Below are 14,843 nucleotides of genomic sequence, written 5' to 3'. Positions count from 1 at the left end.
AATAATATGCTCCGACTATCTTTATTCTTCTTATCAATTATTTATTATTTAGAAGCTAAATGTCAGCATCTGGAAATTTTTGATCATATAAATAATAGTAACATTTCTTATGGAGTATGGATTGTAGGTCCTCAATATAAGAATGGTAAAATGATGGGGGCTTTATACCAGGTTAGAGTAGATAAACAAACTGGAGATTCAGCCCTCATTGCTAATATGAAATCAAATGAATGGATCTCAGCATTAAAAAACCCTGAAACAGACTGGGCCGCTAACTTGCTATTATATGAATTATATAGAAAAAGAGGATTTATTTTAAGTGGTATGAAACCAGATATTTGGAGGGAAAAATTTAAAAATGAGGATCTGGAGTTTTGGACTAATTTCTTTAAAAACAATAAATAGTATTTTTTCTTCACCAATGGATAAAAGTAAAACTGCAGGCAAGTACCTGCAGTTTTACTATGAGAATGAAAAAGAAAATTTATATCTAAAAGGGAATTTATAAAAAGGGAGTGGCAAAAAGTGGGAACTAACAGAGCTGTTTGAGGAATCAGTTCATCAGCAATTAAGGTTCCAATTATCCTGAGAACAAAGTAAGATATAATTGCAAAGAACTACAGGGAAAAGATTTTACAGAAGACTGCAGATTGGATTGGTATGATTATGGGTCCCGGATGTACGATGTGCAGATTGGGAAATGGCTTGTGGGGGATACTTTAGGGGAAAACAAGTACGATGGTATCATCGCAGGTACTATGTGTAAATCCCGTTCGATCGTTGTTCGCGTGCATATGGATATACTTACGACTCAATCAATTGACTTACAAAAGCTACATTTAATGAACAAAAGACAATAGGCGCTGAGTGGACTGTTAATAATTATCGGAAGGAACAAGGATAATTCCTCTTAGAAATGTTATTCCGATTCCTTAATTTGTAAGTCGATTTTTTAATAATTTAGTCATGAGTAAGCACTATTATCAAATTCTTCTGGAAATTTTTTTGAAGAGGGAAGACAAAGTCCTGGGATTTGTAAATATTTCCCATATTCCCTATAAGAAGTTTGAAGAAATATTTGCAGATGATATTACAGAGGACCAGCGCTTTTTATTTGACGATGTTGGTAGTTATATTATTACTGAAGAGTTATATTTGAAGCATGAAGAATATCTGAGGAAACAGATTGATTTTAATTTTAGATTCGATTTATTCTTATATTCGGTTGGATTAGTATCCATTGAAGCTGACAAATATCAAAAAAATTATTATGAGAGATTACCTCCAATGTTTCAGAGATAATCTTTCGATTAGATATTGATAAAAAAGGGTCCGTGCTTTTACAGCCGGCCCCTTTTTTTAGGTAGTAGTGAAAATTGATCTATAATCTTTTCCTTTGGTACTATATCCCAGCAATATACTAAGGATGGGACAAGGTATATAGTGGACTTTAATGTTATTAAAAGAAATATTACAAATGTTACGGTTACGCCTAAAAAGTAAATGTAAAACTAAGTTGTCTGTAGGTCAGCGTTTTAGAATACTAATATTGTGTTTTTTTGTGCCTAATATTATGTATGGCCAAGTTGATAGCTATTACATAAATACTTCCAAAAAGAATATTGAGCGTGCTTATTATTTTAGGATAATGGACTCACTGGTTGCTGCATCGCCCAATGATTCCCTATATGGATGCATTAATTGTGTACGGTTTATGAAGGATGAAACGGAAGTCCCTTCATCCGGGAAAATTACATATTTGGGGCAGTTTGATTTTACAAAGGGAGATTTACGGAAATGGCATGCCTGGTTTGATAAGAAATACAAAAAGCGAAAGAGATAAACAGCAAAGCCACAGATTTTTCCTGCGGCTTTGCTGTTTTATAGGTACGTTCAAGAACCAATAAAAAATGTATCGTCTTTACGAGTTAAAGGCTTTTTTAGCTTTAGATTGAATTAAAATCCGCAAGTGGTTGATGCTTGCGGTTTTTGCTTATTTATCGTGAATATGCTTTTTAGTTTTATTGTACGTAATAGCCATATCGATGAAGTAATAAATTTTTTCTTTCTCCTCATCTGGCAGGGCTTCAATATCTTCCTGGCTTAATGTGAATGGTCTGTGATTGGAGAGAGCAGGTTTTAAAGTAGGTGATCAGGTAGAAATCACGGTAGGAGAAGAAACGCTGACGATAAAAAGAAAGCCCGGTCATGGAGATAAAGGATATTAAACAGCAGTTATCTATCGGCGAAGTGCTTAGTCTTTATGGTTTACAGCCTGATAAGTATCACAGGGTCTTGTGTTCGTTCCATCCTGATAAAACGCCCTCCTTACAGCTTTACCCTAAAACAAATACCTATCTTTGCTTCAGCAGTAGCTGTAATGCTGGTATTGGTGACGTGATAAAGTTTATACAGCTGATAGAAAAGTGTAGTACACATGAGTATTTCACAACAAACCCAGCCACCTACCACATCTCAACCAGCCAAATATTCCGCGTGAAACCAAAATAAACCAACAGTTCAATAGAAAAGTATGAAAATTATAAAGACAAATTGGATTAATATTATAGGTGTTTTTATCGCAGTTTTTTTATATGCTATTCATTAAGTGAGAAACATTACGATGTGTCTCCTTATGTTTATGTTGTAAACGACCCCGTTAAAAGAATAGATGTCGGAGGATATACAGATTGGCTAGCAGTTTTAAAAGGTGGGTTGACTACCCTTGGCGGAGCGTCAGCAACAGTAACAGGTGGACTTGCAATAATTTCACCAGCATTTGGTTTGGGACAGTCAGCTGGGGCTTTCCTGGTAAGTACAGGAGTGCCTACTACAGGGTTGGGAATTTCAATGATGGTTGAGGGGTTTAAAAAGGATAAAGTTTCCGGAAACATTCCAGGTGGTGTTTTTGAGGTATCTGGAATGGTAGTAGATAAAGCAGTAAATAAAGGAGATGCCAGTAAACCAGCCTGGGGGAGACTAGTTGGAGAGTGGACTGATTTTGGTGTAGGTATGAAAGCAGGGGCGCTACCAAGTAAATTGCTTGATATTTACACAGCGACGGGCATAGCTGGTTACAGTACAGGTGATATTAGCAATACAGTCAATGCCGCGGTGAAGTCAGATGAAGATAAAAAGAACAGGGGACAAAGTAATGTGAAAGTTGGTAATGATGTGAAAGCACCTGATCCAGCAAAGAGTAATATGGTGACGAATGGCAGTCAATTTATACACTTTGGATTATAATAAAACAATTTATAAAAAAGTAGGATGAAATTTTTTGAAATTAAGGAAGAAACTAATCTTGTGTCGCTGAGTTCAATACTAAAGGCGGCGATGGCATTTGGATTCGTACATATAGTGTTGGTCATGAACCCTAACTGGTTTAAGGATCATATTTTGTTAGGAGAAGTTGTTGCCATTATAGTGATGTTGCTTAGTATGTTAAGTAAAAAAGAGCGGAATGTGTCCCGGATTTCATTTGATGAGGAGAAGAAATTATGTGAAATAGGTTATTATATTTATTTTTTTATCCGAATAAGTAAAGTGTATTCCTTTGAAGAAATCAATTATCGATATGGAAAAACAACAGTTGGCCGTCACGTTTCTACTCAGGCAATCCAAATTAGAAAAAACGGCTCACTGGTTGTTGAATTAAGAGAGCAGTACAATATTGGTTGGGAGAAAGAAGAAATTGACGCTATTGTTCATTATTTGCAAGAAAGTAAAGCATTAAAATATGTTGATTAAATTAAAGCCTGTTTATTTGAATATGCTTTTTAAATTTATTGTAAGCATAGGATTATTATTTGCAATTGGACTTTTTGTATTCCTTCCAGTTGATTTAGTTACAACCTATTCAATCACCGCCATATTGGTGTTAGGTGGTATTATTTATAGTTTTTATCTAAATAGGAATGAAGTTCTGATTATTAAATCAGATGCAGAAAAGATAGAATTCTCTTTTGTGAATAATTCTATTTTTAAGCGAAAAGAAGTTAAGCTTACCATAAGTGAAATAGCAGCGGTCAGAAAAGGAGAATTTTTAGCTCTATCTAACCATGAGCATTTATTTGCAGTGGTTCGAAAAAAAGCGATCACTACGGCAGAATGGGATGAGTTGTTAGTGCTTTTAAAGGTTTACTAATTGTGTGGATCCTTATGCAATTGATTTCAGGTTTGTAGTTGTTACACATTTTCTGGGGTTAATTGGTACTACCAACAGCAATGTGGATAACCTGACATATACCTACCAGGCCAACAGTAATAAGCTATTGACAGTGACGGATGCCAATAATACAAGCACCGCCAAACTAGGTGATATTAATGATGGTACAAACACAGGCAATGACTATACATACAACGGTAATGGGAATTTAATATCCGATCAGAATAAGCATATCACTTTTATCAGTTATAACCTGCTGAATCTTCCCGAGAAAATTCTGGTCAGCGGCAAGGGTACCGTTAATTATTTATATACAGCAGATGTTAGTAAACTGATAAAAACAGTGGTGGACATTACCTCATCGCCTGTCAAAACTACTGTGACTGATTACATAGAAGGATTAGTGTATGAACGGGACACCTTACGATATATTATTGACGAAGAAGGTCGTATTCGTCCAGAATACGATTCCGGCAAAGCCCTCGTTTATCATTGGGATTATTTTGAAAAAAATCACCTGGGTAATGTCCGGGTGGTGTTGGGAGATAATGCAGACACCAGCGTATACGCCGCTATCATGGAGACAGCCAACAGTGCGACCTAAAACGCTTCATTTAGTAACATAGACAATACCCGCACGGCGCTTCCTGCTGGCTATCCAACGGATGAAACGACTAACCCAAATGCATATGTAGCCAGGCTGAATGCGGAAAGTGGTGGAAAAATAGGACCATAAACCCTCATCCAGCGCGTAGAACGCCTGCAAACTATTGCTGAAGCGTTGTGCAAAGCCAAGATTGCGTCCTTCGACACCCTCGCCAGTCTGTAACTATCCCAGTGCGCTTTTAATCTTCCTTGCGGTAATAAAGGAATCCAGGAACTCATACAGGAGCAGCTTGTCTTTAGCCGGGAGCTTCAGTGACTTGAATAAGGGAATCACCGCGATTAGTTATAACTATTTATCACATCCTGAAAAGATCTCAATTCCAGGAAAAGGAATGATTACATATCTATATGATGCGGTTGGGACTAAGTTAAAGAAAACAGTCGTTGATAGTACTGTTTCACCAGTTAAAACAACTGTAAGTGATTACATTGGAGGATTTTTATACCAACAGGATACTTTGCAGCATATAGCTCATGAGGAAGGACGGATCCGTCCGGTATATGATTCAGGTAAGGCGATTCAATACACTTATGATTATTTTGAGAAAGATCACCTGGGAAATATACGGGTAGTACTGGGCACTCAGCGTGATACGGCTATTTACGCTGCAACGATGGAGACAGCGGCCAGTGGTAAAGAAAATGCTTTATTCAGCAATATCGATAACACCCGTACAGCAATTACAAGTATTTCAAATGGTTATCCAACTGATAATACTACCAGTCCGAATGATTATGTAGCGAAATTAAGTGCCACTGGTCAAAAGATAGGTCGGTCACTTGTATTGCGGGTAATGGCAGGTGATACAATCCGGATTGGTACTACGGTTGCATATAATAGTACCGCAGCTAATACAAGTAATTCAACTGCAGAACAATTAGCTGCTGCGATATTACAGGCTTTTACCGGTACAGGTGTGAGTGATGGTGTACATGCTGGTATAGGTGCGAATTCTCCTATTCAGTCGCAATTTACAAATGATACTTACAATGCATTGAAGAATAGTGATGCGAATAATAATGCTTCAGATAAGCCGAAGGCATATTTGAATTATGTGATGTTTGATGACCAGTTTAATATGGTGAGTGTGAATAGTGGTATCCGGCAACCTCAGGGCGGTCCGAACGTAATTAATGTCCTGGAGGTGCAATCAATGCGGATAGAAAAGACAGGATTTATTTATATTTATACATTGAATGAGAGTAATGAGCCCGTATATTTTGATAATTTGATTGTAGTGCATAATAAAGGAGCGCTTTTGGAGGAGACGCATTATTATCCGTTTGGGTTGACGATGGCGGGGATAAGTTCAGCGACAATTAAGGGAGCAAAATATCCAGAGAACAGGATGAAATATAATGGGAAGGAATTGCAGAGTGGAGAGTTTAGTGATAAGTTTGGCCTTGAATGGCATGATTATGGCGCGAGGATGCAAGACCCACAAATTGGTAGATGGATGGTTTTAGATCCTTTGTCAGAAAAAATGAGAAGATGGTCGCCTTATAATTATGCATTTGATAATCCGATTAGGTTTATTGATCCGGATGGTATGATGGCTGCAGGGCCTGGCGATCCGTTTAAAACACTAGATGAAGCTGCTAGAGATTTTGGAGTGATATACAACAAAATATCAATAAGTAAAAATCGTGAGTATGGAACAAGATTTTACTCTATTAAAAATCCAGATGGGACAATAGTATATTCTTATGGGAAACCCGAGAAAGGTGATAAGAATGGCGCGCACCCTGAATGGACTCAAATACCTCGCAATTCCACTCTTGAAGCAGATGGCCATACCCATGCAGCTTATATACCATCATATGGTGAAGGAAATGATGTCTTTTCCTCCGACGATATGAGAATAAATAGAATGCTTAAGATTATAGGCTATCTTGCCACCCCTAGTGGTTCGTTACAGAAATTTGATCCAAGTATTCCTACTAATCAGGATGCTGTTACAACCCTTAGCATAGACATGCCGAATGATCCTAAGGATCCAAAATCGCCTAAACCAGGTGATAATTCAAGTAAAACAAATAATGAACCCAATACTACTGAGCCAGGTGGATCCAAGGGACCAGATGATAATTCCGGTGCAAATGCACCTAAGGAAAATCCAGTTAACACTACTCTTAAGGATGTAAAGTTCAGTCCAAACAACTAATATAAAATTAATTAAATGAAGAAGATTTTTTTTGCAATTATTTTAATTACTTCAGTTATCATTACTTATAATGTCTACTCAAATAAAAGACAAAATGACTATGAACATTTCGATGTAGTACCAGATGAAAAAACTGCAAGAAAAATAGCTGAAGATATCTGGTTTGCTCATTACGGGAAACTGATTTATAAGGAAAAACCATTCTTAGTCACTTTGCGGGATTCTAGCGTATGGGTTGTCAAGGGTACTTTAAACGGTTACACTAAAGGAGGAACAGCTTATATTGAAATTCAAAAAAGTGACTGTAAAGTATTAAAACTTTTACATTACAAATGAACCATGAACGTTTTAGTAAAATTCCTGGTCATTATAAAATAAAAATCCTCACAATAAAAAGCAGCTGATGAAAATACATTAGCTGCTTTTTATCATTATATATGATCTACCAGTCACTCTCTTCAATCACACATCTTTGTTATAACATTTCTCTCCAACTATAGTTACCAGGAGTAAAAAAGTCATACCTGAGTAATATGAAAATATCGGAAGGAACAAGGATAATTCCTCTTAGAAATGTTATTCCGATTCCTTAATTTGTAAGTCGATTTTTTAATAATTTAGTCATGATTAAGCACTATTATCAAATTCTTCTGGAAATTTTTTTGAAGACGGAAGACAAAGTCCTGGGATTTGGAAATATTTCCCATATTCCCCTATAAGAAGTTTGAAGAAATATTTGCAGATGATATTACAGAGGACCAGCGCTTTTTATTTGACGATGTTGGTAGTTATATTATTACTGAAGAGTTATATTTGAAGCATGAAGAATATTTAAGGAAACAGATTGATTTTAATTTTAGATTCGATTTATTCTTATATTCGGTTGGATTAGTATCCATTGAAGCTGACAAATATCAAAAAAATTATTATGAGAAATTACCTCCAATGTTTCAGAGATAATCTTTCGATTAGATATTGATATTTAAAGGGTCCGTGCTTTTACAGCCGGACCCTTTTATTAGGTAGTAGTGAAAATTGAACTATCATCTTTTCCTTTGTAAAAAATTATCTTACATGCGTTTCCTCATTATCCTCCTGTTTTTTCCGCTCTCTATTTTCGCCCAGTCATTCGAAGTGAAGATCCTCTACAAAACTACCTACACAAGTGATAATCCTAATTTTCCCATAGCGATGATGGCAAAGATGATAGGGGAGTAGAATGAATATTTCATCAAAGGAGGTAAATATAAATCTATTGTAAACGGACAGATGTTGACTTATCAGTCATATAATAATGCGACTAACTGGGGTGGGGTTGGAAGGATTAAATACAAGTTTATTATCAATGGAAAAGAATTTGATGGGGATACGCGTTTAGTACGTCCAGATTTTATACTGTCAGAAGGATTATTTACTATGATTGTCCTTTTTCAGCCAGGAGTTACTGGAAATAATAAGATTTTATATAGAGAAGCAGATTATAGAAAATATGAAATTTGATTGTAGTGCATAATAAAGGAGCGCTTTTGGAGGAGACGCATTATTATCCGTTTGGGTTGACGATGGCGGGGATAAGCTCGAAAGCGTTGAAGGGGAGTAACTATCCAGAGAACCGTAAGAAGTATAATGGAAATGAGCTACAGTCAAAGGAGTTCAGTGATGGATCGGGGTTGGAGTTGTATGATTTTAATGCTCGGACTTATGATCAGCAGATAGGGAGATTTTTACAGATAGACCCGTTACCCGATGAAGGAGAACAAGAAAGCTGGACTCCATATCATTATGCGATTAATAACCCAATTAAGAATAATGATCCGGACGGGAAGATATGGGGTAATATTATAGGAGCTATAGTGGGAGCAGCTGTTGATTATGGAGAGCAAGTTGCTTCAAACTACATTCAAGGAAATGATAACCCGTGGACCAATAATATTAATTTGGTATCAATTGGCACGGCTGCAGTAACAGGTGCCGTTACAAGTGGTGGAAGTGTGGTATCAAGGATTGCGGCAAAAACGGCTCTAAAGGTGGGTGCAGCGGCAATTAACAATGCAGTAGTAGTAACGACATCTGAAGATGGATTGCAGGTTAAGGTGGAAAAAGATGCAGTTAATCTTGTTAAGAATACAGTAGTGGATTTAGCTGTTGATGCGGCAGCTGCGGGTTTGGCCAATAAAGGAGGCAAGATTTTGTCTAAAGTTGGTGTTAATAAAGGTGAGATTGCTAAAACTGCTAAAAGTGTAGTTAGGGCTGCTGGAGGAAGGGTTACAAGAAGTACTAATCAAGCCATTAAGAAAGGAGCGGAGGGAGTAGTAGAAGGTACTAAGAGTACACTTGAAAGTACCGTTAAAATTATCACTAATACGACCAAGGATAAAGTAAAAGAGAAAACGGAGGTAAAAACGCCATGAATAAATTAAAGAGTATAGTCACAATTATTGTTTTTTTAGTAGTGTTTGGTTATATCTTCTATAAGGTTGGTAAAAGGCAGCTAACTGGATATTTATTAAAACATGATGCACAGCGGGCGAGGGCTGTAATTATTGATGAGAAAAATTATATGGGTAATAGCCCTGTAAGTTATAAAGGCTCTTATTCATACCTTTTTTATGTTAATGGGGAAGCATATAAAAATGATTCAAAAGATCCTAAATTACAAGTAGGAGATTCCATAGATATTGAGTATGTGAAATATTGGCCTAGTTTGAGCAGGCGAATTTCTGCATCCAATTAATTTTTACTAAACAGAGATGCCGCAGGTATTGCCTGCGGCTTCTATCCGGAGATTACCTAATACTCTGTTAAGTCAGGATGAAATGATCCATCTGTATGAATGTTATAATCTACAATTACTGGTAGATGCCTCAAAGAAAATTATGTTAGGTCTGTTAATCCATCAGGGGGTAACGGTGGAGGAACTGAAACGGTTATCTGTAAAAGATATTTACTTAAAAGAGGGGAAGGTATTTATTAGGGTGTGCTGAATAAGTATTAATCTATTGTTAATCAATGTTGTATGGCCTATTTTTTGCTTGAATAGTGTATAAATATTGAATGAATCATCTCCAAAAGCATGCAGCCATGATACGTTATACACCTGCAAAACAATTGACATTAGAAGGTTTTTCCACACCCTTCTCGCAGCAGTTATCCACTTCCAACAGGTGGGTTATACTCGCTGCAAAGATTCCGTGGGACAAACTGGCGGATGTGTATTATAAAAAGATGCGGGCTGATTTCGGAGCGCCAACCTTGAGTGCGCGGATGGTAATTGGTGCGGTGATCATCAAACATATACTGAATATAGACGATCGTGAGGTAGTAGAGCAGATCACAGAAAACATATATCTGCAATATTTTGTAGGTCTAAGCAGTTTTCAACAGGAAGCTCCCTTTGATGCATCGCTGATGGTCAGTATTAGAAAACGGTTAGGCGTAGAGGTGATGTCCAGGTTGAATGAGATTATCTTGCAGGAAGCGGGATTAACCAAAGCGAAAGAAGAGAAAACATCGGATGCCGGCAGTAAGGATGAAAGTGATGGGGATGGAGGAGAGAGCAATAAAGTTGGCTGCCAGGCGGATGCAGAGATAGTAAAAGAAACGCCATCTGAAGGACTATCAGGAACATTGATGTTAGACGCGACGGTGTCAGAGCAACAGATCGATTATCCAACGGATATTAAGTTATTAAATGAGGGGCGCCGTCAATTGGAAGGGATAATAGAGCGGGGATGTCTGGCTGCTGAACTGATTATGCCGCGGATGTATCGCAATATAGCCAGGAAGCAATATTTGAACATTGCCAAAAAGAAAAACAAAAGCAAAAGAGACATACGCAGGGGTATCCGTCAGCAATTGCAATATGTTAAGCGGGATTTAAAGTATATCAACTGGCTGATTGAAACAGGACCTACTTTTAAGGAGACATTGAAACCGAAAGAGTGGACGTTAATACAAGTGATCCAGGAAATGTATCGTCAGCAGGTAGAGATGTATAAGAAAAGAGAACAGAAAATATCTGATCGGATTGTAAGTATCTATCAACCGCATGTGCGTCCGATGCCGAGAGGCAAAGACCGCGTATCAACGGAGTTTGGCAGCAAGCAACTGGTGTTGTTGAAAGATGGTTACACACATATTGAGAAGCTGAGTTGGGATAATTACAATGAAGGAGGATTACTAATCGAATGCCTGGAAACCCATAAACGCTTGTTTGGGTGTTATCCGGAGCGGGTATTAGGAGATCAGTTGTTCGGCACACGTGAAAACCGACGATACATGAAGGAAAAAGGGATCCGTTATGTTGGCAAGCCATTGGGTCGGCCCTCATCAGATAGTAAGCAGCAAAAGCGATTATTGCAAAAGCAGATGCCGGAACGAAATGCGATTGAAGGGAAATTTGGACAGGGGAAAAATGCATACGGTCTGGGTAAGATCAAGGCCCGTCTTAAGGATACAGCTGAGAGTTGGGTGATGTCTATTTACTTTGTTATGAATCTGCTTAAACTGGCAGCAGGTTCTTTTTTGTCATTACTCCAAATCTATTACTGGCTGGTAACAGAGGGTTATTTAACGATAATGGTGAGTTGCCCGGATGCACAACTTAGACCTCGATATATGAGACGTATGGAATGGTAAATAGCAAGGTGTCAAAATGAAATATAATTCATCGGAAAACTTATTCAGCAGACCCTATTTAATGCCAACAGACGCATCATCTATATATAATGGGCATAGTATAGATAACGTATTAAAGAATTTTGGGGTTAATAATCCTGATGAATATAAGAAATAATGAAAACAATGATTATACAATTAGTATTCTCTTGTTTGTTGCTTTCTTGCTCAAACATTAACAGAGATACACCAGTGGATAAAACGGATTTAACAGGTGATGATTATCGACTTTTTCAAAATACTCCAGCTTGGGAATTAGCCAAAGCTGTACAGGATGAAAATGAAAAAAAGATAAATGAAATAGTCTCAAAAGATTCCAAGCTAATAAACTATCAAGAGCCAAAATATGGCAATACGCTTTTGATGCTTACAGTTAGTAATCAACAAATGAAGTCCTTTAAAATTTTATTAGAACAAAAGGCAGATGTGAATATACATAATTCCTATGAAGGTACTTCTGCGCTTATAGAGGCTTGCTCTTTTAAACTGTATGAAATCGAGTATGCTGAAATGCTTTTACAAAATGGAGCTAATGCAAATGATGTTCAAACCGACAAAAGCGAGCCAAATAAAGTAAAGAGTGCTTTGATGAAATCGGCTAAAACGGGTAAGTTAGATTTGGTTAAATTACTTATAAAGAATGGTGCCAATGTAAACTATCAAAATGAATATGGTCAGTCAGCATTAAGTGAGTCTATAATGGGAAGTAGATATGAAGTATCTTATTACTTGCTACAAAATGGCGCGGATTACAAACGTCCAATTTTTTACAGACCTGATTATTCTATACCAGTAGAAAATCAAGACCCTAACGACAAAGGAAAGCCGATGTATTTGGTTGATGTATTAAGAGAAGCGTTTTTAGATTTTGATACAGACGAGTATAAATACAAAATGCAGATAGTAGATTTTCTAAAGAGCAAGGGTATTGATTACAGAGCAACACCAATCCCCGAATACATTAAAAAGAAAGCCCAAGAAAATTATCCCAAAAGTTGGCAAGAATATTTAGAAAAGTATTAAACGGAAAGCCCGAGCAATCGGGCTTTTGCTTTTTACAGGGCAGCGATATTTTTAAGTTTAACGGATTTAATAAAGCCATCCAGTACGTGCAGGATATGGCTTTTTTCTGTATTCTCCATTTTGTCCAGTTCAGATAATCGTTGCAACATTACAGGGTCTTTAAACAAATCCGCTTTATCTGTTTCCCCTAAAAGATAGCCGACAGTAGTATTTAAGTGGTTAGAAATATTTTTTAGCCACATCAATACTTGGGGCATCTCATCTCTTTCATATTTGCCAATTACCGAAATAGAAATACTTACCTATATGACATCCTCGCGAAACTTATCAGATAAACTTGAACGAGTTGATCGTACTATTAATATTTACAATAAGGCATCACAAGATTTATGCGAAGAAATTGACATTGTTGTAACAGTTGAAGAATTAATTAAAATCTTTACTGTTCAGGAAGGTGATCCGTTTTTTTATGATGGTTATGTTTTGAGTGAAAGCCAGCTTGAAAGTTTGAAAGTATTTGTTTTAGAGGTAAATAAAACCTGATTTTATCAATTATTATTATATTTTGGAGGCGCACGGAATTTATAACTGGTAGACAGGAACAATATATTATTTCCCCAAAAGCCCGCGCAAGTCTGCGTGAGCTTTGCTATTAAATTTTATTTACGGATTATTTAAATGATAATTAGCGTGAGAAAGATTAGAATTAAATTTTGGTATCCATTGCTTATAATAGTTTCAGTTATTTTTCTACTGACTAAGAATAAGTTATATTATTTGATGTTCCCACCTGGGGATAAATATGGCGTTGCCTTTAATGTAGAACGAGAGAGGATTGGTATAGCAGTGCTACCAGATCATTGGTTGACAAATGATAAGTTGAGCGAAACAAAGATGTGGTATCCAGCTAATAGGCCCGATAGCGGAAGTTTTAGGAGTTCCAAGATTGTGGTGGTGAAAGATGGCAGTATAGTGTATGATGGTGATACTTACCTTAGAATAGTAGGAGATAAATATGAGAAATTGACTATTGGGTATAGATATAATGATACAGTCGGTTGGGAGTATAAATATTATAACCCGCTGATTGGCACTGAAGAGAATAATGTTACAAAGCATAGCACAGACAGTATATTAAATAATTGGGGATTGAAATATAAGTAGTTGTTTTGTGACATGTATTGTTATCATTAAATTAGTGGAAGTAGGTTTCGTGATTGGAACAGGCGGCGCTGCAACTCCTAAATTAGCATTATAATACACAGCACTTAAAAATGAATAAAGAATCTCAAATCGGAAGGCATTATTACCAAACAAGGCTTAAAGCAATATCAGGCACAATTGACTAAGGCAATCAATGCATTTAAAGCTAGAGAGAAAGATTATTCTGTACAACAAGCACGGTTGGAAACAATTAATAGAGTTTTAAAATTATGGTAAATACAGACGACTTAATATTGAAATTTGATAATACGACGGAGAACCCTTTGTTTATTGTAATAGACCCACCTTGCATAGATTATAAGTTGGAACCCGGACAAAGTTTAAAGTTAAAAATAGTTGACTATAAAAGTTGTGAAGATGATGTTAGTAATATAATCGATGTTAGATATTCTACTCAGAATATAATTAATATTGATATTAAATATAGTTTTAGGGTAGTTGTTGTTATTGATAATGAAGAAGAAGTAATATGGGGGTTTTAATATAGGTGATAATAAAAGACAGTATAACATCATAAAAACAGAGAGCCGCATGTATATCACTTGCGGCTTTTTTCTGTTTATGATTATAAGCTGTTTTATTTTTAAAGTCACGAATCATCATATTGATATGGTTAAGCATATATCTCCTGGCTTTTTCAGGGAGTATTAATATCTTCCAGTTGTTTTAATGTAGCCTTATCTAGCACCAAGTTAGTTTTACCTATGAGGTAATCTAACGAAACGGATCTTTTCAATTTCTTTGATAGCGACATATTGTCCATTCACACGAATGGAATGGTATCCGAAAATAATTTCACCAGTGACCTTATAATTTTGAAATGAGAATTCACAATGAGCAGGATAAAGCAGACCACAATCATAACCATACTAATAGGGCCGAGGCAAAAACGTTAATATAACCCCACCTATCTATCAGTA

18 protein-coding genes are annotated in these 14,843 nt (G+C 36.5%); 17 read left to right on the top strand and 1 reads right to left on the bottom strand.

What is annotated here, in order from left to right:
• Positions 1-6: 6 nt before the first annotated feature.
• The 15 genes from SIO70_RS25395 to SIO70_RS25330 all read left to right on the top strand — a co-directional run bounded on the left by SIO70_RS25395 (position 7) and on the right by SIO70_RS25330 (position 12,699).
• Complete coding sequence (locus tag SIO70_RS25395) at positions 7-405, top strand: hypothetical protein (RefSeq protein WP_320575507.1); 399 nt, start codon at positions 7-9, stop codon at positions 403-405.
• Between the two features lie 561 nt (positions 406-966).
• The gene (locus tag SIO70_RS25390) at positions 967-1,302 is read left to right on the top strand and encodes a hypothetical protein (RefSeq protein ID WP_320575505.1); all 336 of its coding nucleotides are present in this window, start codon (positions 967-969) and stop codon (positions 1,300-1,302) included.
• Positions 1,303-2,208: 906 nt separating this feature from the next.
• The gene (locus SIO70_RS33500; RefSeq protein WP_414017878.1) at positions 2,209-2,511 is read left to right on the top strand and encodes a CHC2 zinc finger domain-containing protein; all 303 of its coding nucleotides are present in this window, start codon (positions 2,209-2,211) and stop codon (positions 2,509-2,511) included.
• 114 nt (positions 2,512-2,625) lie between these two features.
• Positions 2,626-3,246: a hypothetical protein gene (locus SIO70_RS25385; protein ID WP_320575503.1), complete on the top strand. Its 621-nt coding sequence runs from the start codon at positions 2,626-2,628 to the stop codon at positions 3,244-3,246.
• Between the two features lie 24 nt (positions 3,247-3,270).
• Positions 3,271-3,750: a hypothetical protein gene (locus tag SIO70_RS25380; protein ID WP_320575502.1), complete on the top strand. Its 480-nt coding sequence runs from the start codon at positions 3,271-3,273 to the stop codon at positions 3,748-3,750.
• Positions 3,740-4,147: a hypothetical protein gene (locus tag SIO70_RS25375; RefSeq protein WP_320575501.1), complete on the top strand. Its 408-nt coding sequence runs from the start codon at positions 3,740-3,742 to the stop codon at positions 4,145-4,147. Before SIO70_RS25380 ends, SIO70_RS25375 begins: the two co-directional genes overlap by 11 nt.
• A gap of 4 nt (positions 4,148-4,151) precedes the next feature.
• A complete protein-coding gene (locus SIO70_RS25370; protein WP_320575500.1) occupies positions 4,152-4,772 on the top strand; it encodes a hypothetical protein in 621 nt (206 codons plus the stop codon).
• 394 nt (positions 4,773-5,166) lie between these two features.
• Positions 5,167-6,999: a DUF4329 domain-containing protein gene (locus SIO70_RS25365; RefSeq protein ID WP_320575499.1), complete on the top strand. Its 1,833-nt coding sequence runs from the start codon at positions 5,167-5,169 to the stop codon at positions 6,997-6,999.
• A gap of 15 nt (positions 7,000-7,014) precedes the next feature.
• Positions 7,015-7,335 (top strand): YbbC/YhhH family protein, encoded by a 321-nt coding sequence (locus tag SIO70_RS25360; protein WP_320575498.1) that lies wholly within the window; start codon positions 7,015-7,017, stop codon positions 7,333-7,335.
• A gap of 738 nt (positions 7,336-8,073) precedes the next feature.
• On the top strand, positions 8,074-8,217 hold the full coding sequence (locus SIO70_RS25355) for a hypothetical protein (protein WP_320575496.1): 144 nt from the start codon (positions 8,074-8,076) through the stop codon (positions 8,215-8,217).
• 51 nt (positions 8,218-8,268) lie between these two features.
• Positions 8,269-8,499, top strand: a complete 231-nt coding sequence (locus SIO70_RS25350) for a hypothetical protein (protein WP_320575495.1) — start codon at positions 8,269-8,271, stop codon at positions 8,497-8,499.
• A 5-nt stretch (positions 8,500-8,504) separates the two neighbouring features.
• A complete protein-coding gene (locus SIO70_RS25345; RefSeq protein WP_320582072.1) occupies positions 8,505-9,410 on the top strand; it encodes an RHS repeat-associated core domain-containing protein in 906 nt (301 codons plus the stop codon).
• Positions 9,407-9,733: a DUF3592 domain-containing protein gene (locus tag SIO70_RS25340; RefSeq protein ID WP_320575493.1), complete on the top strand. Its 327-nt coding sequence runs from the start codon at positions 9,407-9,409 to the stop codon at positions 9,731-9,733. The genes SIO70_RS25345 and SIO70_RS25340 overlap by 4 nt, the downstream gene beginning before the upstream one ends.
• A gap of 347 nt (positions 9,734-10,080) precedes the next feature.
• A complete protein-coding gene (locus SIO70_RS25335) occupies positions 10,081-11,637 on the top strand; it encodes an IS5 family transposase (protein ID WP_320574022.1) in 1,557 nt (518 codons plus the stop codon).
• Between the two features lie 156 nt (positions 11,638-11,793).
• Complete coding sequence (locus SIO70_RS25330) at positions 11,794-12,699, top strand: ankyrin repeat domain-containing protein (protein ID WP_320575491.1); 906 nt, start codon at positions 11,794-11,796, stop codon at positions 12,697-12,699.
• 32 nt (positions 12,700-12,731) lie between these two features.
• Here SIO70_RS25330 and SIO70_RS25325 read toward each other — a convergent pair whose 3' ends face one another.
• The gene (locus SIO70_RS25325) at positions 12,732-12,956 is read right to left on the bottom strand and encodes a hypothetical protein (protein WP_320575490.1); all 225 of its coding nucleotides are present in this window, start codon (positions 12,954-12,956) and stop codon (positions 12,732-12,734) included.
• Positions 12,957-13,005: 49 nt separating this feature from the next.
• Here SIO70_RS25325 and SIO70_RS25320 point away from each other — a divergent pair, with 49 nt between their 5' ends.
• The gene (locus SIO70_RS25320; protein ID WP_320575489.1) at positions 13,006-13,242 is read left to right on the top strand and encodes a hypothetical protein; all 237 of its coding nucleotides are present in this window, start codon (positions 13,006-13,008) and stop codon (positions 13,240-13,242) included.
• A 234-nt stretch (positions 13,243-13,476) separates the two neighbouring features.
• Positions 13,477-13,863: a hypothetical protein gene (locus SIO70_RS25315; protein ID WP_320575487.1), complete on the top strand. Its 387-nt coding sequence runs from the start codon at positions 13,477-13,479 to the stop codon at positions 13,861-13,863.
• The last annotated feature ends 980 nt before the right edge of the window (positions 13,864-14,843 follow it).

This window comes from Chitinophaga sancti (genome assembly GCF_034087045.1).
GTDB lineage: Bacteria > Bacteroidota > Bacteroidia > Chitinophagales > Chitinophagaceae > Chitinophaga > Chitinophaga sancti_B.
Note: the sequence above shows the minus strand (reverse complement) of the source record. Positions and strands in the feature narration are given on the sequence as shown.

Coding starts and splice junctions, on each gene's coding strand:
- SIO70_RS25350 (WP_320575495.1), top strand. CDS start 8,269: ATGTTGACTTATCAGTCATATAATAATGCGACTAACTGGGGTGGGGTT.
- SIO70_RS25340 (WP_320575493.1), top strand. CDS start 9,407: ATGAATAAATTAAAGAGTATAGTCACAATTATTGTTTTTTTAGTAGTG.
- SIO70_RS25330 (WP_320575491.1), top strand. CDS start 11,794: ATGAAAACAATGATTATACAATTAGTATTCTCTTGTTTGTTGCTTTCT.
- SIO70_RS25360 (WP_320575498.1), top strand. CDS start 7,015: ATGAAGAAGATTTTTTTTGCAATTATTTTAATTACTTCAGTTATCATT.
- SIO70_RS33500 (WP_414017878.1), top strand. CDS start 2,209: ATGGAGATAAAGGATATTAAACAGCAGTTATCTATCGGCGAAGTGCTT.
- SIO70_RS25395 (WP_320575507.1), top strand. CDS start 7: ATGCTCCGACTATCTTTATTCTTCTTATCAATTATTTATTATTTAGAA.
- SIO70_RS25320 (WP_320575489.1), top strand. CDS start 13,006: ATGACATCCTCGCGAAACTTATCAGATAAACTTGAACGAGTTGATCGT.
- SIO70_RS25380 (WP_320575502.1), top strand. CDS start 3,271: ATGAAATTTTTTGAAATTAAGGAAGAAACTAATCTTGTGTCGCTGAGT.
- SIO70_RS25335 (WP_320574022.1), top strand. CDS start 10,081: ATGATACGTTATACACCTGCAAAACAATTGACATTAGAAGGTTTTTCC.
- SIO70_RS25365 (WP_320575499.1), top strand. CDS start 5,167: ATGATTACATATCTATATGATGCGGTTGGGACTAAGTTAAAGAAAACA.
- SIO70_RS25355 (WP_320575496.1), top strand. CDS start 8,074: ATGCGTTTCCTCATTATCCTCCTGTTTTTTCCGCTCTCTATTTTCGCC.
- SIO70_RS25325 (WP_320575490.1), bottom strand. CDS start 12,956: ATGCCCCAAGTATTGATGTGGCTAAAAAATATTTCTAACCACTTAAAT.
- SIO70_RS25390 (WP_320575505.1), top strand. CDS start 967: ATGAGTAAGCACTATTATCAAATTCTTCTGGAAATTTTTTTGAAGAGG.
- SIO70_RS25375 (WP_320575501.1), top strand. CDS start 3,740: ATGTTGATTAAATTAAAGCCTGTTTATTTGAATATGCTTTTTAAATTT.